Here is a 23539-nt window from a genome sequence, read left to right on the forward strand (position 1 = left end):
GGATTCCTCCTTAAAAATGGGTATAAAAATACCACCTACTGAAAAAGTAAGTGGTTTAATATATCGGTAATTCAATTAAACATGATTCATAATCCATTTTAATTCCGTCTTTTGCAGCATTTTCAGCTAAGTCAATGTAATCCTGAATGTCTTTTTCGCTATACCCTAACTCTTTTGCTCTTTTTCTAAATTCATCTTTTTCCATTCAGCATACTTCCTTTCAATGATTTCGCCTATCTCTTTCGCAATAGCGCGCGGATTTGGATTATTGCAATACTCAGACCAAGCCTCTGCGATAAATTCACTATATCGATTTTTATTATTATTTTTCCATGCATATCTAGATAATTGTTCTGTTATTTCATTTACAGTATGCCCATCAAACAAAATTTTCACAGAATTAAGATTAGATATGCCAAGCATTCCATCAATTTGATGCCCGACTTCATGATCTAACACAGAACGTATTGTGTCACATCCAACCGGATGAAACTTATTCATTACATCGAATTGAAGATTTTCAAGCAATTTCCCAGCATCTTTTCCTTGTACTTTGTTAAAAGCAACACCTGCGAATTCTTGAAAGGCTTCCGTTTTGGGTAGCCAGCTCGATGCATAGACATCAGAAGGTACCCGCATCATAGACATAAATTTTTTCAGTTCTTGCTCTGCATAAGGTTTTAGCCTTTCCACATCAATGCCAGGATTTTGCTTAATAAAATTATCCAAAAAAACCTGTCTGGCAACTGGTTTTAATTGGTCATTACGCTTATGACATTCCCCGGTAAAATTAAATTGCTGTCTTAGCTCCGGAAATGCATTAAAGCTGTCTGTCAATCCGCGATTCCATTCATTGGCAACCTGCACGTCCAATCCTGTATAATCTGCATGTTTTATACCCAGGGTAGTCGTAGCAAATTGATTAGCCTCATTGATGGTTTTTACTTCTTTATATACTACTTTCTTTATACCATTATCCACTGCTTTTTGCAATCCTTCTTTTGAGCCATTACCAACAAATGATTTTTTCCAGTCTTCATATTTCATAGTAGCTGGCACATGATACGTTTTGCCCTTTTCATTACGCGCGGCACGTTTACCATTATCATCTTCAAAATATGGAGCTGTACAACTGCGACACCAACAATGAAAAGGCGGTGCCGTTGTTCCTGGTTGAAAATCCGACATAGCAAAAACTTTACCGTCTAAATGACGGCATATGCTGGATGTTTTTCTATCAAGCGTGGCAACAATCTCATATTTATTGACGCCTAAATTATTAAAACAATCTTTTTGACTGGCAGATGCAAAAAAAGCAGATTCGGTCATAACCAACTTGCCGGCTGCACTCTTTGAACGATTCATATTTTCAGATAAGGTACGGATCACTTTGTCTAAGCCATCACCACGAATTGTTGCCTGTGTAAGTTCGGTATGAAGTTGATTCAACAGCTTATCTTTGTTATCCCATACCCTGTCCGAGAAATTCTTACCGTCCGGCGTCCATGGTTTTGATACAATCTGTTGTATACTGACCTCATTTAATCGCTGCAGTTGCGTTCCGACACCAATACCTTTTTGCAGTTCAAACGCTGTATGGTAATAGCCATCCGCATACATCTGCTGCATTGTTTTATCTAAACCATCTAGCTGATTGCCATACAAAACTTCAAGAGACTGCTGAAACTGTAGCTTCATAGATTCAAGTTTTGAAATATGAACTTTTGCTGAAGCGTTTTCAAGCTGTTTGATCCATGTGGGACTTACATTATTTTCTTCACCATGCTTGATATAGTCTCCAACAGTCCAGTGAAACTCTTTGAGTTCATTGGCAGTAAGAAGTTTTTTCGCATCGACATAAGAAATATTATTATTGACCGCAAGGCGCTTATACCATACAGATACATCGCGTTCCATAGCCTGTAATGCAATACGGTATTGTTGTTCAACTTCCGTGTAATAATCGAGACCTTGATCTAAAAGAGCGAGTTCTAACTGTTCAAAGCGACCGCGCCAATATTCAGCGTTTGGCATTTACATCGACCCCTTTAGACGAACTATCTTTATTTGAAAAGGTTTGCTTATAGTTATCCATTTCAGAGAGCTGGTCTTCTTTTTCTTTGGCCAACTGTTTTTCTTCTTCTTCGGCATTTTCCACAAATGGATGATTTTTTATAATTGTCTTGCTTGAAATAATACCGACCGAATCTTTGCAGATTGTTGCAAGCTCTAAATCATTGGCTATCGATGTGCGGGTCCATGTTTGCGTGATGTTTGTAACAGCAATATTTTTCGCCTGGCAGATTGCTCTCACCAGATCGCCAAAGCCTAAACGAAATTCTGTTTCCATGAGTCCGGCTTTTAGCTCCAAAAGCGAATACAGGTATTTTAGGGCAACACCGGAAGCATTTCCAAAATCTTGTGGCTGCGGATCCACACCTTGCCCCTGTTCAAATATGCCTTTGCGAGTCATATCCAAAAGTTTCTCTCTCGCCTCGATTGGAATATCGATTGTCACCGTTTCAAGACCTGACCGATCATCTGCACCAGTCGACTCCATTTTTACCGTTTTATATTTCTTGATATCAGACAAAAAGCTGTTGAGGTCGGTGCCATTATAATTGGTCAGTAAGAAAATGATTTCTTGAATGTCTTCAAGATCATTGGCAAAGCCGCTGTAAACCTTATCATATGTATCAACCAAGGCTTTTACATTATCCAAATCACTGACTGCAATATTGTTGTTTGGAAATGGTATAAAGGGTACCCGACCCAATGAATGCTTTAGCTGATTTGGTTCTTCACCAACCCCTGCATCCACAAAATTCATAAACAACGAGTATGCCACAAGCCCTGTATCAATTGTATCCTCAGCAGCTTTCTGATAAGCCCAGCATTCTGTATCTGTCCAGTATTCGTAAATATCCCACGTTTTGCCCTCATTATCAATATTTTTATAAACACGCAGCACCGCCAAAAGTTCTTTTTTTAGGTGAGTGGACCATATGGGGATAATCTGCTTTGAATCGACAATGCCATATTCAAATTCATTGTTTTCATTCATCCAATAATGGAGCCAGGCCATACCGGCATTGGATGCATTAACGCAAAGATCTTTGCAGTTTTTAGCGTATATATCGCCCAAAGTATCTGCTATCACTTGATTATTGGATGAATTGCCAACATCAAACAGCGGAGGGGCGGTAAACATATATGACGCTTTCTGATTGACCAAAAGCCCATAAAAATTGCGCGGCACTCGGTTATCAGCACTGCGCAAAGGATTTTCTGTTTCATCATCTGGTTTTGTTTTATAGAGAATATCATTCTTGTTTCGATAATATCGCTCTGCCGTCAACACATTGACAATCACGTTTGAATGGCCAAGCGTGTGCTTCGCTATCAGCTTTTTTGCCGTTAATATATCCAAATATATCACCCCCTTATTTTAATACGCTCATGCCACTTCTCCGCATTTCATCTTCACAACCATAACGAATCGCATCGATCGCATGATTGTTTCTGTCTGGATAGGCGCTGATAAATTCACCATCTTTATTTTTCTCATACTCATAATTCACAATTTCCTTGTAGGTATGCGGACAACGACGCTTATCAATTACAATCTTTGCTAATCCCTGCAGCCATTTCATCCCATATTCAACAGAATCGGGACCTTTTTTAGCGCCCCAAATATTTAAACCATAACCACGCATTTCAGAAATGGATTTTGGTTCTGCACTATCTCCAGTTACGCGGCGCTGGCCCACTTTATCTTTAATTTTTTCATATGCCCTTTTATTGCTTAACTTTTGTTGATATACTTCGTCAAAAATATAAAGTATTTCATTCTTTTTATCATAATGCATATCAACAAACGCAAATGGATCCACAGCGAAACCAAAGTCTAAACCGTGTTTTCGACGGTCAAACATCAAAATTTCTTCATCCGTAATCATGCGCTCTTCCACATTATCAAACACGCTGCCACCGGTTCCGGTAACTTCGCCAAGATATTCATGCCGATACAGTTCTTCACGGCTGTTTTTAAGCTTTTCAGCTTCAAGGAAAAACTGTTCGCCAAGCCAATCATTCGGCACTTGCAAATAGGTCGTGTGACTAATCAGACGATCTGCATCATCAATCATCTGTTCACTATTTACCCAACTATCTCGGCTTTTTGGCGGATTGAATGAACTAAAACACCAAAACTCTTTACCACCACGCATGAGCGATTGATTGAGACTTCGTATTTCTTCCATACCGGTGAACTGGTCCAGTTCTTCATACCAAACAATACCAACATATCCAAAAGGCAGCTTGATCGATTTTATTTTCGTCTTATCGTCAACACCAAAGAAAAGAATCTTTTGACCGGTGTGCTTATACGTAATTTCCAGCGGGCTTGTCTTGAATTTAAATTTCGAGGTAAGTCCCAGCTGCTCTATACCCCATTGAATCTGGTTAAACACACTATTTCTGAGCGTATTGCCGACTTTTCGAAGGACTACTGCATGACAATTGGGATGCTGTTTGAGTAAGAGTGGCACCTCAATACTGATAAACGAAGACTTTGTGCTGCCACGACCGCCTTTATTCCAATAGTGCGTATGACCATGTTTCTTTATATCACGGTGGACCTTTCGAAATGCTGGTGCGATAATCTCACTTAATCGAATTTTATTCATCATCACCATCATCTCCAATATCATCTATGATGCTTACCCCATCACTGTCATCGCCACCCTTTCTCAATGTTTCAACCTCAGCCCGTAATTTATCTACTCTCAGACGCTGCTCTTCTGTAGCCATTTCAGATCGGCAAAGTTCTTCGTACTGTTTAAGCATATTGGTCAATGCTGTCATAGCCGTAGATTGCGCTTTTAGGAATGTAGCCTGCTTATCCCATGCAAATTGCAATTCATATTCTTCTTCCCATGATGAATCACCACTTTTCTGGCGTTTAAGAACCTTCGTCAAATCTTCATGATTCTCAACATACATTACCTTCTGTGCCCGAAGTATCGCTGCATACTTGAGGCAAATATTCCCCCAAAGAATGTCGATTGGCGAAACCTCTGCCAATTCTTTTGCAATCTCCAATGTTTCGGGCGGCAAAAACTTTGCAAACAGTCCATGAGTCATAGCGTTTGCATTATGCGGGGGCGGACCACCTTTATTACCAAGTCCATTTTTATTATTGAGCGGCGCACCATGCCCTTTTGCATTTTGATTGCCAATAGGTGCACCTATTTTGCTTTTAGGTGCACCATTTTTAGGTGCACCTTCTCTGCACCATCCGTGGCGCTTTTTCCATGAATTGACGGTATTGATACTCACCTCATATTTTTCAGCAATATCCTTGTATTTCATTCCCGCCAAATAATCGATTTTTGCTTTTTCTGCTTGTTCATTTACAGCCATATCACATACTCACCAACTCCCTATTTTTGCTATTTCGCCGGCAATCCGTAGGCAAAATATATTATTATTAATATAAACTCATAATAATTAAGCCACAAATGCAAAAAGTTCCAATAACACTTGGTTATCGAAACAGTATTTTATGTCTTAATTTATACTGCCTACCTCACCTGCCTCCTGATTTTAGGCATAAGAAAAGACAGCTCCATAAAAAGCTGTCCACAAATTACATATTTTGTTATAATAAATATCGGACTAGCGTCAACTAGTCCGACAAACTGAATACAAGGAGGTGAATCCCTTGAAGTTCCATTTATCCTTTGAAATCGATCCGATGGCACTCATCAAGGTGGTAGCACTTATTGCTTTTATCTTGAAAGTGCTTGCCTAGCCCCGTATTCAACCGAAACGTCCTGTTACCGCAGGGCGTTTTTGGTATATAAATCACAACTTAATTATACTTTACTTTATAAATCTATGCAATCCCTTTGTATACGAAAAGCCGCCGACAAACATGCCGACGGCTCTATTTCTTCTCACAAATTTTTATACTATCATATTACTACTTTGAAAACGACATTGCAAGGACATCTTTACGACATTACCGATAGCCCGTCAATGCCGAATATTAGGGCACTTAGCTTTTCTATTGCGAACTTTACGTCACGCTGACAAGTACGAATATCAATGTTTTGCTCTTCAGCAAGATCTTTTGTCGACTTCCCCTGAAGATAATATCCTACCACTATTTCAAATTTTCTTTGATTATCGGTCTGCTTACAATATGCATTAAATAACTCTAGCATCACATCAATATGGTCCACCATAATCCTCGTTCGAATATTACTACGACGTATTGATTCTATATACACGTCCTTATCCGTATTATCTATATTATCAAGAATATCTATAGCACTTAAATTACATACATCATCGTCGTCCAGTGTACTTACTGAATTATCACAGTGCTCTTTAAGTGCATTATAATTTTTCATCAGCAGCCGCGTGTTATAAAGGCGTCTATCATGCCTAACCTTTTTCTGCTTGGCATCATGTTTCCGGACAGTCTCAACAACCAATGCTATTATTTCCTCTTTCGTCATCCTACGACCTCCTGATCTTCCATTCCGATTTTACCATTATGCCAGTGATTTCACCGCTGGCATTTTCTTTTTATCTGCTACATATCGCTCAAACAGCCCAATATCCAGCCACTTCTCTTTCCAGTGATCTGCATAATCAAACTTGTATCCTCGAACCTGCCCGATACTATCTTCATAAGCCACGGTCACATGCGACAAGCGATAAAGCTTGAAATACGATACCACGATAAACACGACCGGCACCAACAAAACCATATACATCATTTATTCACCACACCTTTTTTAGTATTGAGTAAATCACCCTTCACCTCAAAATAGATAAATCGACTACTTTTCCTAACTGGATCCACAGCACCATATTTTTTCAATAGGCGCTTAAATACTGGATATTGCTTGATTGGTACTTTTAACCGCGTATATACTTCATTTTCTATTTGAATCAATCGCCTTTCCATTCCGAAACCTCCTCTTAATCAATATCAAACGCCTTTTCTGTCAACCTCAATTAGTATCATCAGGTTTCATAATATTGCCTATGATAGCTTGCTCATATTCCTTCAGCATTACATCCATTACTAACTTATTATTTTTAAGGTCCTTCCAGATATCTGGACATTTATCATGAATAAGTCTAACCTGCTCTTCAACGGTTAACGGTATTTCATACTTCTGCTGATTTTCTAAGGCTTTGATGGCTTCATCACATGCATCACCAAATTCAGGCTTTGGAAATGGCGATGAATTCATATAGTCTCGTATTTGCTTTAATTTTCCGATCGTGTCCATCATTCTTCACCTTCTAACGCTTTATTCCAGCACTCCTGACAATCACTTGTAGGATAATTGCAATCTTTTCTTACTTCTAAATCAACAGAACCTGCGCAATCTGGGCCATTACATATTCTTATATAAATATCCGGGCATTTATCTCTAATCAGCCGCAACTGCCCTTTGATATCCAACGACATTATATTGCTGGTGTCAGCAACATTGTCGGCTTCGCGGCGTTCCTTTAGCTCTATGAGCGCAAGGAATACGTTTTTATTGTGTTCGTGCCTGCATGACATCCTCTGCCTTATACCTTTTGTCTTTTCTATTGTCTTTTGCAGTATTTCATCACTTAATCGCATTATCAGCCCTCCAAGCCATAAGCCTTATTCACGTATTCGCTCAACGTCACCATTCTAACGTCAGACCGATCCTCATTTGTTTGAGTTGTTTCCGCTGCCAAGATCTCGGCAAATCGGTTGCTTGGTTTTTTGTTCTTACTATTCCATTCCCGAAAAGGCTTTATTCTATGCCTAATTCGGTGAATCGATAATATTCTATTTATCATTTTCCTTTCTTTTTCCGTTCATTGAGTTTTGAGTATAGTTTCGCTAGGTTCAATCCAGATTTCGTAAGCTCTGTATTTTGAGTAATTAGGGACCTTTTATTCATAATCAAAAATTCTGTTCGTTGCACTAAAACCAAATTATCTAACTCAAAATTCTTCGTATTTCTGTCCGCAAATATAATTACATACCCTCGGGGTTTCTTGCCATGTGCAGATTCCCAAATAAGAATATGCTTACCAACCCATGTATGAGGGTCTGCCACTTTAATATCTACATACCCATCACCATTAACCCGTTCCGACCCCACCGGCAGATAGTTGTGCGGTTTCTGACCTTTTTTAAACATTCCAATGTTTCTCGGCATATCAGGATATTTTTTCCCCTTATTTACGGGAATGTGTCCTTTGGGAAAATGCCCATTAAGACCACTGCTAAGATTATGATTCTTCTTGTACGTATTAATTTGCCGACACGTTAGAGATAACCCGAAGCACGTATTCATCAAATCAGCAAGATCGCTGTTTGAAATATTTTTTACATGTTGCTTTAGATATTCTGCTTGATCCGAAGAAAAAAGATTATCCGCCATTTTATCCCTCCAGCATTTTCGGGCGATCCGTTTTATCTGCACTTAAATTATCTTCATACGCGACCTTTGCTTTTAAAACCAGAGCACCATTGGCAATAATTTGCGACGCTACATCCGTTACAGCTTCAGTCCTTCGGATCTCTTCGGCTAGCTTATCACCCGTTAAATCTTCATCGTTTAGTCTTTCAAGCTGTGCAAACAAATGATTATTTAAATCACCAAGAGTATTTTTCACGCTTTATCGCTCCTCACACTTTTTCAATTTTTACGTAAATGCCTTGCCTGTCACTCCAAAACTTTTCAGTGATCTCACTTGCCACCTGGGCATCATCACCCCAAAACTCAAGCTTGGTCATAACATCTTTTAGTAGCTTAATCATATTGTCCGTATCTGGCTTTGTAGCTTTATACTCACCAGATTGATGCTTACCTGTAACTGGAAATAACCACTTTGTCATGAGCCTCACAGTCCCAGTAAACGGTTTTCCCGGTCTATGCGGGGCAAAATATGTCTCGAACTTATTTCGCGCGTCTGCAAGCTCAGGCGGCTCATAAAAATGTGGTTTGCCATTTACCACAGACACTTTCTTTTCCTGGTGAGTTACAGTCGGCACCCGCATCGGAATAAAAAATTCAATTGTTCGGCTCATAATCTACCCCCTGCCATTTACCAGTTTCATGATTATAAAAAACGTCACCGGATTGCTTAATCTGATCCCAAATGAAATCAAGAATAGATGGTCTTTCGATCAGCCATTTAATAACCTGGCTATTTTTAGGCGAATACTCACACTCTGGCAATTTATGAAAAAGCGGTGGAAGATTTCTAGCAACAATTAATTTTTCACTACGCCTCTTTGCTGTATTTTTCATTTTTAAAATCACCCTTTCATTATTGAGAATTATTTCCATTTACCGCTTTGGAAGAAATTTTTATTTTGTCAAGGATAGTGAAAAGTATGTCGGGGGGCTTTCTACGCCCCCGACTATTTTTTCCCTTGACCCGCAGGTGGAAAAACAATTTGTATTATTTATAATAATAGGTTTTTCTTCCGATTCGGAAAAAGTCGATTTTAACCGATATTTTCTTCCGATTCGGAAAACGGAAAAAGTCGGTAGTTTTCTTCCTACAAGAATCGGAAAAAGTCGGTATTGTTTCGATATTTTCCGATTCGGAAGAAAAAGAAAATTATCGACTTTTTCCATATTAACTTTCCTTTTTTGTCACCACTCCATGATTATCTATTACAAATCCTTCATGTTCTTTTAGATGATTTTTTACAGTTTTTTCCGTTACACCACCATATTCAGCCATGCTTTTTACGGTTACTTCATTACCAAATGATTTCACAATATCATACGTAGATTCGACCGATTTCCTGCGATCATTCTTATGATCATCGGGTGATTTTTTCTTTTTAAAGTTTTTTCTCCAACTTTGCTGGTCACCTTCTGCATCAATATCTTTAAGAACACCAATATCGTCCACATGATGAAGTGGATAGTCAAACCAAAGGTCAATGGGTGGAAACTTCGGGAACTCACGAAGTGTACCTTCAATGCGCCAAGCTGTACGCTGGCGAACCTTTTGCCGAGCAATATACACATAGTTATTCGTAAGTGATGCATATGCATCTACCGTCAAAACCTTATGACAGTAGTCGAGCATGACCCGTTCGCTACATTGATCATCTTGTGAAATATCATCTTCCCATTTTGGATAATGTTCTTCAAGAAAAGCCACACAGGCCGCACAAACAGCTTTATTTTCTTCTTGCTTCACTAAATCCTCTGTGATTTCAAGTTCAATCAGATCGAGTAATGCATCTGGATCGCGGGCAAATACACCGGAGCCGGATGCTCTGTCCATGGAGCGTTTGCCTCCTTGTGCACCTTTACTGTGATGATGGCAATAAATAACCGCACAGCCAAGCTCGGTACATACCTTATCAAATTGGTTACAAAAGTTGGCCATCTGATCCGCGCTGTTTTCATCACCAGTAATAACCTTGTAAATTGGATCGATAATGATGGCAAGATAATTTTTCTTAGCAGCACGTCGTATAAGTTTTGGCGCTAATTTATCCATTGGTACGGACTTGCCTCTGAGATTCCAAATATCAATATTGGAAAGATGCTCTGGCTTCAGCCCGAGATCTTCATAAACATCTTTGAATCGATGCAAGCAGCTTGCCCTGTCTAACTCGAGATTTACATATAGAATTCGCCCCTGGGCGCAATCCCATTGAATCCATTTCTTACCTTCAGCAATTGCTATACATAACTCAATTAAGCTGAAGGACTTACCTGCTTTTGATGGTCCGGCAATCAGCATTTTATGACCTTGGCGCAGCATATTATCAATCAGTGGTGGTGCGAGATCCGGCAGGTTGTCCCAGGCATCCGCCATACTTTCCGGATTGGGCAGATCATCATTCACCGCCTCAATCCATTCCTGCCATTCAGCGAAACTTGTTTTCCCGATATTAGTATCCACAAGCCATTGTTTACGCGCATTGCGGATAACACCAGGCATTCTCGAAAGCCTCGAGGGATTGCGGTTTTGACTATCGATTTCTAATCCATTTTTCTTACATACCGCATAGAGATAATCCACGCGTTTACGGTATTCTTCATAACTTCCCGCATCGATCCGAACGATTGCATGCAGACTCTTACCGCCAGAATGCACCAGACAGGCAACAGGAAGCTCCAGTGTGCGAATAATTTCATTTTGCTTATCAATCTCCATGCTGTCGGATTCAACCAGCGCAAAACGAAACTCTGTAACATTCTCGTTTTTAACGCCTTTCCCATCGAGGGGATTGAAGCGGATCCACGCGCCGCATGCTTCGTTATAATCACCAAATACACCGCCAACATCGCCATCACAAATATTTAAAAGCTCAATAAGTTCACCTGCAGTCCGATCAAAATTCCCCTTTGTGGGGAGATATTTATTGTCGCCTTCTTTTTGCCAGGAAGTTGTGACATAGCCTACATTTTCGGTACTGTCAAAGAGTGTTTCTAAATATTTGATAAGATCTTTGACCGGATTCCATGTTTGCGGTTCAATCACTTCTTTGCCTTCCAGCCAATTCTTATCGATGAGGACTTTATTTTCTTTGGTGCTGCCAATAAAATCATCCCAGTCAAGTTCTTTATCTTCTCCACTAGAATAAGGTGGCTGCCAGCCGCTGCGTTTTGCCATATCAACAATCGTGCCGGCTGTAACTAGATTGGTTGTTGTTCCTAAAAAGCTGGTCCATTTTTTAAAACATTCGCCGGCATGATACCGGGCAGTATCTCTTGCGCTCCACTGATCCCAATCGGATGCCGTATAGCCTTCTTCTTTTAAGGCCATCCCAACATTTACCCAATCTTGATAGGTAAGAGCTGCCGGATCAATATACGCCAATAACGGCAGCAAATCATTTTTGTTATCATCCAAAGTCAAAAGTCACCTCCTGGACAATATTCCTGCGGAACGATTCCCTGGGGAATATGCCATCCTCCTCCTGCAATTCGATCAATTAAGTGTTTTGCGTGGTCAAACTGCCATGTTCCGACATGTTGAAACCCGCGGCTTTCTAAAAAGCGGATCTGTTTCGGTGTTGTAAGTCCGTCTACCTTCCGCTTATCCAAACGATCCAAAAGTTTCGCCGCTTTCCCTGCATTTTCAATTTCATCGGGAAAAATGCCTAACTTTTCAAGCGTTTTTGCCTGTTTATCACTTGGCGGTCCCATTTCCCAACCGAAAGCCGGCACATACCCAGAAAGGTCTTCTGACTGTATCGACATTTCAAATTGCAAGGGGTCCACAAGTTTCCGTTTCCTCTTTTTCATTTCTGCCAGTTTTTTGGCCAAAGCTTCCTCGCGCTGTGCTATAACATCCTCTGCTGCTTGTTTTTCCACAACTTCCAAATCAAGAGGACATGGCGAGTCTTCTATTTTTTCCGTCATTTTCTTTGCAATATCTTCACTGGACGCAAGCAAATTTGCGGGCCGGCAAAGCTCATGGCGTTCTGTCATCCATAAAAAATCTAAGAGTAATAATTCTTCCTTGCCAGGAAATAGCCTTGTACCACGCCCCACCATTTGGCAATAAAGGCTGCGTACTTTAGTTGGTCTTAAAACAATGACACAATCAACACTCGGACAATCCCAGCCTTCGGTAAGCAGCATAGAATTGCAAAGCACATTATATTTTCCTGCTTGAAAATCCTGCAGTACTTCGGCACGATCTTCACTATTGCCATTCACTTCGGCCGCTTTAAAGCCGGCTTCATTTAAAATATCTCTAAATTTCTGGCTGGTCTTTACAAGCGGCAAAAATATAACAATTTTACGATCGATACAATACTTCACCATTTCCTGTGCGATCTGAAAAAGATACGGATCCAGCAGCGTTCCGAGATCACCTGCTTTAAAATCACCGCTTTGCATTCCCACACCTGTAAGATCCAATTTCAGCGGTATGGTCTGTGCTTGAATCTTGCAAAGATACCCTTCGCGAATTGCTTTCGGTAGTGTATATTCATAAGCCATGCTGTTAAAATAGGCGCCAAGGTTTTGCATATCGCCCCGATCGGGTGTAGCGGTTACGCCGAGCACATCTGCTTCCTCAAAATATTGCAAAACATTTTGATAGCTGTCCGATATACAGTGATGTGCTTCATCCACAATAATCACGTCAAAATAATTTTTGCTGAAACGCTTCAGCCTTTTTTCTCTTGTTAAAGTTTGTACCGAGCCAACAACGACTCGGTACCAGCTGCCAATACAGCTTTCTTCTGCTTTTTCCACCGAACATGTAAGTCCGGTGGCTTTTTTTATCTTGTCACTTGCCTGGTCGAGAAGTTCCCCGCGATGCGCCATAATTAGTACACGGCTGCCATTGCGGACACAATCTTCGGTGACCTTAGCAAATACGATGGTCTTTCCGCACCCCGTCGGAAGTACGAGAAGCGTGCGCTTATTGCCTTTTCCCCACTCATCATGTATAGCAGCCCGCGCTTCCTCCTGGTACGTGCGAAGTTCCATTAAAAGGATCCGGGTTTAAAAGTAGTTGGTTGAGTGGTTTCTTCATCAGGATATATAAACTGTTTCACTTCATTGAATTTTTTACCATCATAAATTCGAATTCCAATTTTTGCTCGGCCTGTAGATCCCATCACTTTATTCCAGTCCATTTTGAGTTTTTCTCCATGTTTTTTCTGACCAATCCCACGGAAGAATGCACATAATAAACCTTCGCATTTACTGTGTAAGAAAAGATTATGGCGAATCGATGCCACACCTTCCGGTGATTCAACTTCCAGTACGATTTTTGCCTGGTTGCACGGCCCGATCTTATCGCTGCCAGGATATCTGGAACGTTCAAAACTTGCTACGCGAAACGCATATTCCCCTTCTGGTAACAAGATAAACTCGTTTTCCTTCTCGATTGTGTCATCCCACGCAAGTTCTGCTCCCATATCTGTTCCCATTTGTTCAAATCCCATATTTATATCCTCCTAAAATTTTGTTAAAACGGTATTTTTTGTTGTTCAATCATATTAAATACTTGATCCCAGGCTGCAATCAGGCAGCCATCAATAAAGCTTTGATCATAGTTTTCAATCGGCGTTCCGGCCGGATAGTATCCCTTACTGGATACTGCCTCCTGGATCTCTTGAACCGTCACATTATTACGTTTCATAAGATCAGCAAGCTTAGGCGGTACACCGCTTAAATCATTTTGTGCCGGTGTTTTTGGTTCTGGTTTTTCTTGTGTTTGTATTGGCGCAGGTTCTTTTTGTTTTTTGATTCCTGCTTCATATTCTTCCTTACTAATTTCATGTGACATGCCGTCACCATCCAGTAAAGGCTCTCCTTTTTTCAAAATCCAATACGCATCTGATTCGGGATGGTACATATACATGTCATGATCCGCTATATTTTTATCTTGCACTGGTTTCGGTGCTTCAGCTTTCTTTTCCACATTTACTGGCACGGGTGTCGCTTGCTGCATGGATTTATCATTTGGAATGCAATACGCGATGGATGCATAATCAAACGCTAATTCTGTTGCAAGATCGTGTCGATTTTTTGCATCCCAGCAAGGATGATGCTGGGAATGCATAACCCGCGTGCCGCCTTGGGCTTTTTTCTTTTTGTCGACCTCAACTACATATTGCTTATAATTTGCGAAAAGTACCATATCGGCCCATTCTTTTACCAGTGCCGAGGTTTGGGAACCGGTCTTGTTACCCAGTTTCAATTCATATCGATCATAACTGCCACATTCATCCGGCAATTCAAATTTTCGAATGGTTGAATGTGCCGTAAGTACAATATTGATGCCAACCTCCGTTACATCACTCAAAAGATTGAGCAGCTTGCCAAACTCTTCTTTTACGAAAATATATCCTTTGCCATAGCCAAAATCCTCAATACCTTTTTTATCATAGATAGAGCAAACATGGGCCACGCAAAGCTGTTCTGCCCAATCAATTGTGTCGATAATAAGTGTCTTGCAGCAACCAGGCGTTTTTTTCACTTCCTGAATAGTTTGCATCATCATAGTCCAGCTGCTCGGTTTTGGTACCCGAGCAACATCCATTAAATTTGTACTTCCTTCCGTATCGATAAATAGTGGCTCCGGAAACGAAGCGGCAAAGGTTGATTTTCCGATGCCTTCTGGACCGTATACCACAACTTTTTGCGCTTTAAAAACTGGACCTCTAATAATTTCCATCAAAATTTACCTTCTTCCCATACTTTTTTACCAGTAGGTATCGCCGTTTCAAACGGCATTTCTTCCCCCTTAATATAACCATCCTCAATAATAATGCTGCACTCATCGGACGTACTGACTCTGGTAGCAATAGCCTGCAAGCCTTCTGCTTCAAGCCATGTACCAAATTCCTGCAGCGTTTCAATATCCATCTGTTCAAGCTTATCCATAAGAACGAAACCACACTCCGGATTCAGTTTGCGAATAATCGCCGTGGCAACTTTGAGTTGTTCACTGGCACTCATGTTGTCCCATTTATATCCTTTATAAGTAAGTTCCCCTTTGTCTACCGATAAATCTGGCAGTGGAAGATCTGCGTTATTCAAAAGAGCTGTGCGCTGTTTACGGATATCCGCAATTTCCTGCGTAATGCCATCCACCTGCTTAGAATATTCTTCGGCATCCATTTCAGCCTTTTCGCGGTCCATATTGGCACGAATTTTCATATTGAGCATATCGATATCATTAATATTTTTTTCAAGTTCCGCTGTATTTTCATCATGAAGATCCAACGCCGATTTTTGGGCAATCACGAGATCTGCAGATATTTTTGCGTGTTCTTCTTTTTTAATAAGCAAGGCTTCTTCCATCCGAATTACTTCTTGCTGTAAAATCACGGCTCTCTGTTTTAAAATATCAACCGACTGCCGTTTACGAGCGTTCTCACCATTTCTAGCAAGAATATCCTGCTGCTTCCGGATCAATTCGGCTGCCGATACAGGCTCTTTCGGAACATCGGGATGCATATCCAGCTCAGCTGCATATTTCTTTTTCTGATCGGCAATACGTCCAATTTCAGTACGGCGATTATAAAGCTGTTGTTCTTTGAGATCGAGTGCCCCCAGTTTGTCACCGACACCAATAATCTGTAACAAGGAATCCCCTTTTTCTTTATTAGATGCCTGCATAAACTTTGGCAGATTCAGTGCCAGCTGTTCGACAAGTTCATCTAAAAGTCGCTGCCCACTTTTATTCCCTTTCGAATCGATTACTTTCAAATCGCTATTTTTCCCCTTACGCTCTACAATCAATCCATTCGAAAGTTCAATATGAAGATGCGGTGGAGTCATCGAACCATTACGCTGCGCCTGCGACGGCTGAAATTTATTACCGCCAAGTACCCAGGCAATGGCATCAAGGACGGATGTTTTCCCCTGCCCGTTTTTACCACCAATAATAGTTAACCCATTTTGAGAAGGCTCCAACCTTACTGCCTTTACACGCTTTACATTTTCTATCTCAAGATTATTAATCTTAATCATTTCCAAGCCTCCTGTAATATGTTATAATTTTCTAATAAAGATTTTTACTTACCCTTCAAATCCGCATTGGTTGCCGCCAATGCGGATTTTTCTATGAGTTCTTCCATCAAATGAATATCTTGCATATTCAGGCTAATCGCATTCATGATCATAGATGGCGGCTCCGATGCTCTTTCGTTAGCCACACAAAAATCGGATGTAATCTTACTACGTGCGATAACTCTGCACCAAAGCTTTTTCCCACCGCTGATCTTTACGATCGTGTAATCACTTGGCTGCGCAAAATATATACGCAACCCTCTAAACTTGTCTGGAATATCATCGACTGTTAATTCTTCTGGCAAACTTCTCACCTCCTCTCAATAATGGAATCTTGTTACCAATTCCTGAACCTTTTTCGACTTGGATGATTTTCTTGGTATACACATTCGATCATCATGGCAAACCGGAAGAAGCCGATCACGAACCACTAACAAATCATAATTGTCTTCCGACTCAAATCTACGCCCACAACGGTAACAATGTGTTTTCATCGAAACATCACAAACCCTAAAATAACGCCAATGATAAATACCACCAGGTACCCTCTTGGCATTAAAATGTTAAACCGTCTCATTCCTCATCCACCTTTACCCAATAATTAATACGCAGTTCATCACCAGGATAAATCTCACATTCACTCGGTCGCTCTAAAAGCCAAGGATTCAATTCTTTTATTCCAGATTTAAATTCCAAAATATAACGTCGACCGCCAGTATTTTTCTGCAAAAACTCCTCAGATATACTCCAAAGCGAATCACCCACTTGAACCGTGTAAGTATCCTCTACTAGCTCTACTTTTGGATAATTACCACCAGTTAAAATGACTGTAGATCCAATCACTAGACCACAAACTACAAGCTTTTTAAGCGAGTTATTTAAATATTCCTTTACTAACATAATTCTCACCTTGCTTTCTCAATAAGTCCTAATCTAACTTTGTCGGGCAATCTCCCTTTATGTTTTTTATTTTTAACCATTGGAGGGATAGCAGCTATGTTAATTGGAACAGGCATAGACATTGCAATTTGATTAGCATTTTGATTTGAGAAGGTTTTTAAAAATTCTAAACCAGCTTCGATATGAACTTTTGCATGACAAGCACCTAACATTACATGAGGTAATTGCCCTTGCTTAACCAATGCACGTATTAATCGTTCTGGTAAACTCACACGTTTAGAAAACTTTGCAATTGACTCAAAAACTTCATCCATATAATTCACCTCACTTTTTTATACTGATTTCTCAATTGCGTACTTAATTGACATTTCATTAATAATCAACACATAGCCCTCTATTAATTTCTTATCATCCGCAATTACAAATCACTCTAAATTATTATTGATATTCGGCTGGTACTAAATTCATTTGTTACCTCACTTTCCTGTTGTAGGATATTATTAGTATTTTGTTGAATTATGATCTTGAGGAGTGAGTCATAAGATGCAAATTGAAAAACACAAAGAAGCCTGTCACATACTTTCTAAAATCGATAAAAATCCATTACAGTATTTAATAATTCATTATTCTTGTGAAAGTTTTTTAAATCTACCTAACGGTACTTCTGCAAGGATTACCTCTATAGCAATAAGATATTTTGAAAATGGTCAAACTGATTCATTTTCTATACATAAAACAGCAGAACGAAAAGGAATACCACTGGAAGATATTAAACAATATTACGATGAATTAGAATTAGATATGTTAAAAGAATACATGACCTATCTCGCTCATCATCAAAATTTTTTCTTTATTCATTGGAATATGCGTGATGGAAATTATGGATTCAAGGCAATTGAACATCGCTACTTAGTTTTAAAAAACAAAAAAAACGACTCCGATATGTTGCAAATAATTCCCGATACTAATAAAATCGACTTATCTATATTATTAATAAAAAAATACGGAAGCCAATATATTGAAGACCCCAGAATACCCAAACTAGTAGAAAAAAACCAACTAAATCCAAGAGACTTTTTAACAGGTACACAAGAAGCTACCGCGTTTGAACAACAAGAATACATTAAGCTTCACTTATCCACCCTCAGTAAAACTCGTGTACTGGATAGTTTTCTGTCTATGGCAATTGAGAATACACTTAAAACAAATTCCAAATTTGTTCAAATATATGGTTATTCTCCACAGGCTCTATGGACAGTGTCTAACGAAAAATGGTATTTTGCTCTTTTATTTGCAATTGTTTCTTTTATATTAGGAAAATACAGTGACATCATTGTTAGTTCTTTTATCCGCCTAGTACCGTAGTTAACCACCCCAAGAGCCCACATCGAATAGCTCCAAACACGATAGATATATCAACCTTTTGGCTGTTTAGTACAACTTCGACAATTTCTAGGAATACAATCATATATACTATTGTGATTACAGAAACACTAGTTTGCATTTATTAATGCTCCTTTCTATCCTTTCATGCTAATTTGTCTCTGAATTAAATAAGTTTAATAAATGAACGTTTTAGCATTTATAAAGATGCTTTCGATTCTTTTTCAAGCTTTGGAGAATAATCTGGTAAAACAACACTATAATGAGTAACACTTTGAGCTACCATTTCAGCAGTTGAAATAATTTGAGCAGTATTAAAACCTTCATCTCTTAACATGCAGATGATTTTTGATACTGCTTTTTTCTTTTGTTCTTCACGTTTTTTAAATTCTTCGTATGATAACATTCCGCTCCCCCTTTCATGCCGATTTGTTTTCAAATTTGTTTTGTTGAATTAAAATCTACTCAATGAGCAAAAAAAATTTTCTGTTGCTCCTCGAGGCTTTTAAATTTCAATATAACGTACATTTTGGCTATTTCACTAGCTTTAAACTCTGTTATATTATTGATTTTTTTATAAAGCCCCATATTTGATATACCTAGTTTTCTAGCAACTTCTAGCTTGGTTAGACCTGCCCGTTTAATTGCCAATTCAAATTCTAAAGTATTCGTCATATTCCCACCTCTCATATTTATATTTGTGTAGATTTATTTTCTACAAGGCAATAATATCATTCTGTAGAATAAAAGTCAACACTTTTGTTTTTAAATATAAATTTTTGTTGATTTTAAATTTACAGTGTAGTATATTAAATATAAACAAAAGTTTATTATTTATAGGGATGTGAAAAAATAAATGCTTGAATTATATAAACGTATACGATTAAAAAGAGAAGAGCTCAATCTTTCGCAGGATGAATTGGCTAGAAAACTTGGATATAAATCACGTTCTTCTATAAATAAAATAGAAAAAGGAGAAAACGATATTCCTCAATCTAAAATAGTTGCTTTTGCTGAGGCTTTAGAAACTACACCTGAATATTTAATGGGTTGGGAAAATTCCATACCGATTTCCAATACATCATCCGTTCCAAATCTAGTAGAAATTATCCGTAATGATTCCTATACTCTTGCCGGACGTACACCTACACCAGCCGACAGAACCTACTTATCCAATATGGTTGATACCTATATAGATGAATCATCTGATCAAACGATTGCAGCACATCGTACAGATAGTCCATCCGCTGATCTTCCTGAAGAGGCACTTCAATCTATTGAAGAATTTAAAAATTTCGTCAGAGCAAAATATAAAAAGGACTGAGACCATGGAAGGTATGATTGCGCTCGCAGAAAGCGAACATATAAAAATTGATTATTATTCTTTTAATGACCCACTTAAAGGCATCTATTTTGTGGAGCAAGGCTTACCGCCTGTTATTGGACTTGATTATTCCCTGCAAAATGATTTGCCACTGCTTCGTTCCGTTCTGGCTGAAGAACTTGGGCATCATTTTACCAGCGTAGGAAATTGTATACCTCGACAGTTTTTTAATTACTCGGCGCGGCAGCATATTGATAAAGCTGAGTATAAAGCTTTAAGATGGGCCGCAAATTATTTGATCACGGATGATGCCTTATTAAATGCTTTCCAAAATTGCATTGACACCGTCAGCGAATTGGCTGAACATTTTATGGTAACACCAGAAATGATTAATTTACGACTAAAACTATTTGAAAAACCTATTCATTAAAATAAAGAATCGCCCATGCAGCAACAAGAACGATCGAAAGGAATTGATTCATTTGAATAAAACCATGTGGATGGCAAAAAAGATGTTACCGGAATACGTGTTTGACGCTGCTCAACTTGAAGGAAACCCCATGACTTTCCCAGAAATACAAACTTTGCTTGATGGAATCACTGTCGGTGGACACAAGATTAGCGATGCCCAACAAATTTTAAACCTCCAAGAAGCCTGGAAAAAAGCATTTGCTTACGCCAATAAAAATACACTTATTATCGATAAGACACTCTATCTTGATATACATAGCAGCGTTGCTAAAGAAGAAGCGATGGAATGGGGTGTTTTCCGTTCTGGATCTGTTGGGATTGCTGGGACAACATCTTATTCTGCTCCAGATGCTTCCTGTCTGAATGATATTTTCGACAAAGAACTGCCGGTGATTTTATCAATCAGAAATATTGAGGAACGCGCGATTCGCCTTTTTCTCTGGGGTGCTTATAATCAGTTCTTTTGGGATGGAAATAAACGCACCAGTCGTATTGTTACTAACATTGTGTTAATGCATTATGATGTGGGAATCTTCAATATAAAAGCAAAAGATATTGTTGAATTTAATACATTGATGGTAGATTTTTATAATACAAATGAAACCACCTACATTTACCCCTTTTTGAAAGAAAAATGCATTGTAAAATAAAAAAACGTTCCTAGATAACAGGAACGTACAAAACTAGGAAGTGATCATATGGATTTCACAAAAATAGAAGAACTCCGTACAACGCTTAAAATGATACAACCACTAAATACTGGTGAACTAAAACGTTTGCGCGATGAATTCATTATTGATAATACTTACAACTCAAATGCAATCGAAGGAAATGTCTTAACGCTGGAAGAAACAGCACTCATTCTTCAATTAGGTATTACGATTGCAGAAAAACCAATCAAGGATCATCTAGAAGCGATCGGTCACAAGGATGCTTTTGAATACATCATTCAGATTGCTGCTGACGAAACCGACCTTACTGAACACGTCATCAAAACCGTTCATTCTCTTGTACTCATAAATGATGCAAACAATCGTGGAGTCTACCGTAGCTTACCAGTGAAAATCCTTGGTTCTGAGCATATACCCATACAACCATATTTAGTGCCGATACAAATGGAAGAACTTGTCCAAGATTACACAAAGATGCAGCAAGAAAAGCATATCATTGAAGCAATTGCTGAATTTCACCTTCGCTTTGAAAGTATCCATCCATTCATTGATGGCAATGGTCGTACTGGGCGTCTTCTTATGAATCTGGAACTTATCAAAGCGGGTATGATGCCAGTCAATATTAAATTTACAGATCGTCTTAAGTATTATAATACTTTTGATGCTTATCGAAACGACAATGATATCGAAGCAATGACGGCTCTTATTGCCAATTATGAAGTTGAGGAATTAGAAAAACATATTCAAATTTTAGCTCAATAATATAAAAAAACCGCCCAGTGCTACCAACACTGAACGGCTTATGGGGTAACTAACCTGAGGTCAATCACCTAACCCACTTAAATTATACTTGATTGACCTCTAAAAATAAACAAGTTAGAGGTATTAAATTATGAAAAAACGTGCAAATGGCGAAGGTACCATCTATTTTGATGAAAAGAAGCAGCTTTATAGAGCTATGCTTATGACTCCTGCAGGTAAACGTATGACAAAATCATCCAAAGATGAAATCCTTGTCAAAGATTGGTTAAATGAGCAGCGGCTCTTAATCGGTCGTAACCAGCATGTTGAGCCATCTGCGCTGACACTTTATCAATGGCTTGTAACCTTTGTAGAAAACTACGCAAAACCAAAAGTAAGACAACGCACCTACGAGCGATATGAATCCCTTATTTATCATACTGAGATGCTGGGGAATATCCCAATTCAAAAAATAACTCCAATACACCTACAAACTCTATATAATTCCATGCTGGAAATAGGATTTTCTGGGGAAACGACTAAGAAAGTCCATCAGCTCATTAATGCTGCTTTTCATCGCGCACAAATTAATAAATACATTCAAAGCAATCCTGCAGAATTAGTAGATACCCCCAAAGTAATACGTAAAGAAATCGAAATTTTTAATAAAAATGAAGTTGAACTACTTTTAGATCAAGCAAAAACTTCAAAATACTACCCATTTTTATTATTAGCTTTTACAAGCGGAATGAGGCTAGGTGAATTGCTAGGCTTAAGATGGCAGGATATCGATATGACAAACAATCAAGTAAGTGTAAATCAGAGCCTGCAAAATACGAATAAAATTGGCATCATTTTTGAACCACCTAAAACTAAAAATAGTAAACGTAAAATAACAATCCCTTTACAGACAATTACCGCTTTAAAAGAGCATAAAAAAGAATGGTCCAAAAGTAAACTCAAAAATCCTGACGCCCTATACCCGGATTTAGTTTTTGTAACATCAAAACATACTCCGCTATTGCCACAAAATTTTTTAAAACGTTTTTGGAAACGTGTACAAATCGATGTAGAATTTAAAATGAATAAATTTGAAGCTAAACCCATGAGCGTAAAACAAACAGTAGATGATATTTTATCTGCGTGTAGGAAGCGAAAAGATTGGCAACAATTGACGCATCGGAATTTCCATGTAATCAGGCATACTTACGCAACTACATTACTAGCTGCCGGTGTCCCTATTATTGATGTATCGCGTTCACTCGGTCATGCCAGAGTATCAACGACACTTGACATCTATGGTCACGCTATTCCAGAAAACAAACAAGTAATTGCCGATGAAATTGCAAATGCTTTTTTAAAATAACAAAAGGATGTCTCATTTTATTGAGACATCCTTAATTTTTTATCATCGTTGCACACTCGTTGCACACTTTTATAAAATAAAAAACGCTCCCGAACCTCGGAAGCGGTGTATTCATTGGTGCGACTGCCGCGATTCGAACGCGGGACCCACG

30 protein-coding genes are annotated in these 23539 nt (G+C 38.9%); 6 read left to right on the plus strand and 24 right to left on the minus strand.

Annotated features, from left to right (window positions below):
• Positions 1–55: 55 nt before the first annotated feature.
• The 22 genes from F606_RS23285 to F606_RS0117715 form a co-directional block, all read right to left on the minus strand.
• Positions 56–205, minus strand: coding sequence for a hypothetical protein (locus F606_RS23285; protein ID WP_019555211.1), 150 nt, complete (start codon positions 203–205; stop codon positions 56–58).
• Complete coding sequence (locus tag F606_RS22810; RefSeq protein WP_019555212.1) at positions 166–2034, minus strand: minor capsid protein; 1869 nt, start codon at positions 2032–2034, stop codon at positions 166–168. Before F606_RS22810 ends, F606_RS23285 begins: the two co-directional genes overlap by 40 nt.
• Positions 2021–3430, minus strand: a complete 1410-nt coding sequence (locus tag F606_RS0117605; protein WP_019555213.1) for a phage portal protein — start codon at positions 3428–3430, stop codon at positions 2021–2023. The genes F606_RS22810 and F606_RS0117605 overlap by 14 nt, the downstream gene beginning before the upstream one ends.
• A 13-nt stretch (positions 3431–3443) precedes the next feature.
• Positions 3444–4691: a PBSX family phage terminase large subunit gene (locus F606_RS0117610; RefSeq protein ID WP_245542147.1), complete on the minus strand. Its 1248-nt coding sequence runs from the start codon at positions 4689–4691 to the stop codon at positions 3444–3446.
• Positions 4681–5424: a phage terminase small subunit gene (terS, locus tag F606_RS0117615; protein WP_019555215.1), complete on the minus strand. Its 744-nt coding sequence runs from the start codon at positions 5422–5424 to the stop codon at positions 4681–4683. The genes F606_RS0117610 and terS overlap by 11 nt, the downstream gene beginning before the upstream one ends.
• Positions 5425–6017: 593 nt before the next feature.
• The gene (locus tag F606_RS21595; RefSeq protein WP_019555217.1) at positions 6018–6527 is read right to left on the minus strand and encodes a sigma-70 family RNA polymerase sigma factor; all 510 of its coding nucleotides are present in this window, start codon (positions 6525–6527) and stop codon (positions 6018–6020) included.
• A 36-nt stretch (positions 6528–6563) separates the two neighbouring features.
• Positions 6564–6791, minus strand: a complete 228-nt coding sequence (locus F606_RS0117630; protein WP_019555218.1) for a hypothetical protein — start codon at positions 6789–6791, stop codon at positions 6564–6566.
• Positions 6788–6982 carry a hypothetical protein gene (locus tag F606_RS0117635; protein WP_019555219.1) on the minus strand — a complete coding sequence of 65 codons (195 nt, stop codon included), beginning with the start codon at positions 6980–6982 and terminating at the stop codon, positions 6788–6790. Before F606_RS0117635 ends, F606_RS0117630 begins: the two co-directional genes overlap by 4 nt.
• 46 nt (positions 6983–7028) lie before the next feature.
• Positions 7029–7316, minus strand: a complete 288-nt coding sequence (locus F606_RS0117640) for a hypothetical protein (protein ID WP_019555220.1) — start codon at positions 7314–7316, stop codon at positions 7029–7031.
• On the minus strand, positions 7313–7657 hold the full coding sequence (locus F606_RS0117645; protein WP_019555221.1) for a hypothetical protein: 345 nt from the start codon (positions 7655–7657) through the stop codon (positions 7313–7315). Before F606_RS0117645 ends, F606_RS0117640 begins: the two co-directional genes overlap by 4 nt.
• Before the next feature lie 202 nt (positions 7658–7859).
• On the minus strand, positions 7860–8453 hold the full coding sequence (locus F606_RS0117655; protein WP_019555223.1) for an HNH endonuclease signature motif containing protein: 594 nt from the start codon (positions 8451–8453) through the stop codon (positions 7860–7862).
• A 1-nt stretch (position 8454) separates the two neighbouring features.
• Entirely contained in the window at positions 8455–8688 is a 234-nt protein-coding gene (locus F606_RS0117660) for a hypothetical protein (RefSeq protein WP_019555224.1), read from the minus strand.
• A 13-nt stretch (positions 8689–8701) separates the two neighbouring features.
• A complete protein-coding gene (locus tag F606_RS0117665) occupies positions 8702–9103 on the minus strand; it encodes a RusA family crossover junction endodeoxyribonuclease (RefSeq protein WP_019555225.1) in 402 nt (133 codons plus the stop codon).
• Complete coding sequence (locus F606_RS0117670; RefSeq protein WP_019555226.1) at positions 9087–9326, minus strand: hypothetical protein; 240 nt, start codon at positions 9324–9326, stop codon at positions 9087–9089. Before F606_RS0117670 ends, F606_RS0117665 begins: the two co-directional genes overlap by 17 nt.
• A 334-nt stretch (positions 9327–9660) precedes the next feature.
• Positions 9661–11904: an AAA family ATPase gene (locus F606_RS0117675; RefSeq protein WP_026329476.1), complete on the minus strand. Its 2244-nt coding sequence runs from the start codon at positions 11902–11904 to the stop codon at positions 9661–9663.
• A 2-nt stretch (positions 11905–11906) separates the two neighbouring features.
• A complete protein-coding gene (locus tag F606_RS0117680) occupies positions 11907–13496 on the minus strand; it encodes a DEAD/DEAH box helicase (RefSeq protein ID WP_019555228.1) in 1590 nt (529 codons plus the stop codon).
• The gene (locus F606_RS0117685) at positions 13496–13957 is read right to left on the minus strand and encodes a hypothetical protein (RefSeq protein ID WP_019555229.1); all 462 of its coding nucleotides are present in this window, start codon (positions 13955–13957) and stop codon (positions 13496–13498) included. Before F606_RS0117685 ends, F606_RS0117680 begins: the two co-directional genes overlap by 1 nt.
• A gap of 23 nt (positions 13958–13980) precedes the next feature.
• Complete coding sequence (locus F606_RS0117690; RefSeq protein WP_019555230.1) at positions 13981–15192, minus strand: ATP-binding protein; 1212 nt, start codon at positions 15190–15192, stop codon at positions 13981–13983.
• Complete coding sequence (locus F606_RS0117695; protein ID WP_019555231.1) at positions 15192–16493, minus strand: AAA family ATPase; 1302 nt, start codon at positions 16491–16493, stop codon at positions 15192–15194. Before F606_RS0117695 ends, F606_RS0117690 begins: the two co-directional genes overlap by 1 nt.
• 44 nt (positions 16494–16537) lie before the next feature.
• Positions 16538–16837, minus strand: a complete 300-nt coding sequence (locus F606_RS0117700; RefSeq protein ID WP_019555232.1) for a hypothetical protein — start codon at positions 16835–16837, stop codon at positions 16538–16540.
• Between the two features lie 268 nt (positions 16838–17105).
• Positions 17106–17432, minus strand: a complete 327-nt coding sequence (locus F606_RS0117710) for a LysM peptidoglycan-binding domain-containing protein (protein ID WP_019555233.1) — start codon at positions 17430–17432, stop codon at positions 17106–17108.
• 5 nt (positions 17433–17437) lie between these two features.
• Positions 17438–17746 (minus strand): hypothetical protein, encoded by a 309-nt coding sequence (locus tag F606_RS0117715; RefSeq protein WP_019555234.1) that lies wholly within the window; start codon positions 17744–17746, stop codon positions 17438–17440.
• A gap of 229 nt (positions 17747–17975) precedes the next feature.
• On the opposite strand from F606_RS0117715, the gene F606_RS0117720 reads away from it, so the two are divergent.
• Complete coding sequence (locus tag F606_RS0117720; protein ID WP_019555235.1) at positions 17976–18797, plus strand: hypothetical protein; 822 nt, start codon at positions 17976–17978, stop codon at positions 18795–18797.
• A gap of 217 nt (positions 18798–19014) precedes the next feature.
• Here the strand turns inward: F606_RS0117720 and F606_RS0117730 are convergent, their stop codons facing one another.
• Complete coding sequence (locus F606_RS0117730; protein WP_019555237.1) at positions 19015–19221, minus strand: hypothetical protein; 207 nt, start codon at positions 19219–19221, stop codon at positions 19015–19017.
• A gap of 59 nt (positions 19222–19280) precedes the next feature.
• Positions 19281–19490: a hypothetical protein gene (locus F606_RS0117735; protein ID WP_019555238.1), complete on the minus strand. Its 210-nt coding sequence runs from the start codon at positions 19488–19490 to the stop codon at positions 19281–19283.
• Between the two features lie 181 nt (positions 19491–19671).
• Here F606_RS0117735 and F606_RS22465 point away from each other — a divergent pair, with 181 nt between their 5' ends.
• The 5 genes from F606_RS22465 (at position 19672) to F606_RS0117760 (ending at position 23388) form a co-directional block, all read left to right on the plus strand.
• Positions 19672–20139, plus strand: coding sequence for a helix-turn-helix domain-containing protein (locus tag F606_RS22465; protein WP_019555239.1), 468 nt, complete (start codon positions 19672–19674; stop codon positions 20137–20139).
• Between the two features lie 4 nt (positions 20140–20143).
• On the plus strand, positions 20144–20569 hold the full coding sequence (locus tag F606_RS22055; RefSeq protein WP_019555240.1) for an ImmA/IrrE family metallo-endopeptidase: 426 nt from the start codon (positions 20144–20146) through the stop codon (positions 20567–20569).
• A 70-nt stretch (positions 20570–20639) separates the two neighbouring features.
• Entirely contained in the window at positions 20640–21260 is a 621-nt protein-coding gene (locus F606_RS0117750; RefSeq protein WP_211210099.1) for a Fic family protein, read from the plus strand.
• A gap of 90 nt (positions 21261–21350) precedes the next feature.
• Positions 21351–22043 (plus strand): Fic family protein, encoded by a 693-nt coding sequence (locus tag F606_RS0117755; RefSeq protein ID WP_281166782.1) that lies wholly within the window; start codon positions 21351–21353, stop codon positions 22041–22043.
• Between the two features lie 130 nt (positions 22044–22173).
• The gene (locus F606_RS0117760; RefSeq protein ID WP_019555243.1) at positions 22174–23388 is read left to right on the plus strand and encodes a tyrosine-type recombinase/integrase; all 1215 of its coding nucleotides are present in this window, start codon (positions 22174–22176) and stop codon (positions 23386–23388) included.
• Positions 23389–23539: the final 151 nt, after the last annotated feature.

Origin of the sequence: Propionispira raffinosivorans DSM 20765 (genome assembly GCF_000381065.1) — a bacterium.
Classification (GTDB): domain Bacteria; phylum Bacillota; class Negativicutes; order Selenomonadales; family Selenomonadaceae; genus Propionispira; species Propionispira raffinosivorans.

What these genes read in the sequence shown, in the direction of transcription:
- F606_RS0117755 (WP_281166782.1), top strand. Translation starts at nt 21,351, where the DNA reads ATGATACAACCACTAAATACTGGTGAACTAAAACGTTTGCGCGATGAA.
- F606_RS0117610 (WP_245542147.1), bottom strand. Translation starts at nt 4,691, where the DNA reads ATGATGAATAAAATTCGATTAAGTGAGATTATCGCACCAGCATTTCGA.
- F606_RS0117735 (WP_019555238.1), bottom strand. Translation starts at nt 19,490, where the DNA reads ATGACGAATACTTTAGAATTTGAATTGGCAATTAAACGGGCAGGTCTA.
- F606_RS0117635 (WP_019555219.1), bottom strand. Translation starts at nt 6,982, where the DNA reads ATGGAAAGGCGATTGATTCAAATAGAAAATGAAGTATATACGCGGTTA.
- F606_RS0117655 (WP_019555223.1), bottom strand. Translation starts at nt 8,453, where the DNA reads ATGGCGGATAATCTTTTTTCTTCGGATCAAGCAGAATATCTAAAGCAA.
- F606_RS21595 (WP_019555217.1), bottom strand. Translation starts at nt 6,527, where the DNA reads ATGACGAAAGAGGAAATAATAGCATTGGTTGTTGAGACTGTCCGGAAA.
- F606_RS0117730 (WP_019555237.1), bottom strand. Translation starts at nt 19,221, where the DNA reads ATGTTATCATACGAAGAATTTAAAAAACGTGAAGAACAAAAGAAAAAA.
- F606_RS0117665 (WP_019555225.1), bottom strand. Translation starts at nt 9,103, where the DNA reads ATGAGCCGAACAATTGAATTTTTTATTCCGATGCGGGTGCCGACTGTA.
- F606_RS22465 (WP_019555239.1), top strand. Translation starts at nt 19,672, where the DNA reads ATGCTTGAATTATATAAACGTATACGATTAAAAAGAGAAGAGCTCAAT.
- F606_RS0117670 (WP_019555226.1), bottom strand. Translation starts at nt 9,326, where the DNA reads ATGAAAAATACAGCAAAGAGGCGTAGTGAAAAATTAATTGTTGCTAGA.
- F606_RS0117695 (WP_019555231.1), bottom strand. Translation starts at nt 16,493, where the DNA reads ATGATTAAGATTAATAATCTTGAGATAGAAAATGTAAAGCGTGTAAAG.
- F606_RS23285 (WP_019555211.1), bottom strand. Translation starts at nt 205, where the DNA reads ATGGAAAAAGATGAATTTAGAAAAAGAGCAAAAGAGTTAGGGTATAGC.
- terS (WP_019555215.1), bottom strand. Translation starts at nt 5,424, where the DNA reads ATGGCTGTAAATGAACAAGCAGAAAAAGCAAAAATCGATTATTTGGCG.
- F606_RS0117715 (WP_019555234.1), bottom strand. Translation starts at nt 17,746, where the DNA reads ATGGATGAAGTTTTTGAGTCAATTGCAAAGTTTTCTAAACGTGTGAGT.
- F606_RS22055 (WP_019555240.1), top strand. Translation starts at nt 20,144, where the DNA reads ATGGAAGGTATGATTGCGCTCGCAGAAAGCGAACATATAAAAATTGAT.
- F606_RS0117680 (WP_019555228.1), bottom strand. Translation starts at nt 13,496, where the DNA reads ATGGAACTTCGCACGTACCAGGAGGAAGCGCGGGCTGCTATACATGAT.
- F606_RS0117685 (WP_019555229.1), bottom strand. Translation starts at nt 13,957, where the DNA reads ATGGGATTTGAACAAATGGGAACAGATATGGGAGCAGAACTTGCGTGG.
- F606_RS0117750 (WP_211210099.1), top strand. Translation starts at nt 20,640, where the DNA reads ATGGCAAAAAAGATGTTACCGGAATACGTGTTTGACGCTGCTCAACTT.
- F606_RS0117760 (WP_019555243.1), top strand. Translation starts at nt 22,174, where the DNA reads ATGAAAAAACGTGCAAATGGCGAAGGTACCATCTATTTTGATGAAAAG.
- F606_RS0117630 (WP_019555218.1), bottom strand. Translation starts at nt 6,791, where the DNA reads ATGATGTATATGGTTTTGTTGGTGCCGGTCGTGTTTATCGTGGTATCG.
- F606_RS0117710 (WP_019555233.1), bottom strand. Translation starts at nt 17,432, where the DNA reads ATGTTAGTAAAGGAATATTTAAATAACTCGCTTAAAAAGCTTGTAGTT.
- F606_RS0117720 (WP_019555235.1), top strand. Translation starts at nt 17,976, where the DNA reads ATGCAAATTGAAAAACACAAAGAAGCCTGTCACATACTTTCTAAAATC.
- F606_RS0117640 (WP_019555220.1), bottom strand. Translation starts at nt 7,316, where the DNA reads ATGATGGACACGATCGGAAAATTAAAGCAAATACGAGACTATATGAAT.
- F606_RS0117645 (WP_019555221.1), bottom strand. Translation starts at nt 7,657, where the DNA reads ATGCGATTAAGTGATGAAATACTGCAAAAGACAATAGAAAAGACAAAA.
- F606_RS22810 (WP_019555212.1), bottom strand. Translation starts at nt 2,034, where the DNA reads ATGCCAAACGCTGAATATTGGCGCGGTCGCTTTGAACAGTTAGAACTC.
- F606_RS0117690 (WP_019555230.1), bottom strand. Translation starts at nt 15,192, where the DNA reads ATGGAAATTATTAGAGGTCCAGTTTTTAAAGCGCAAAAAGTTGTGGTA.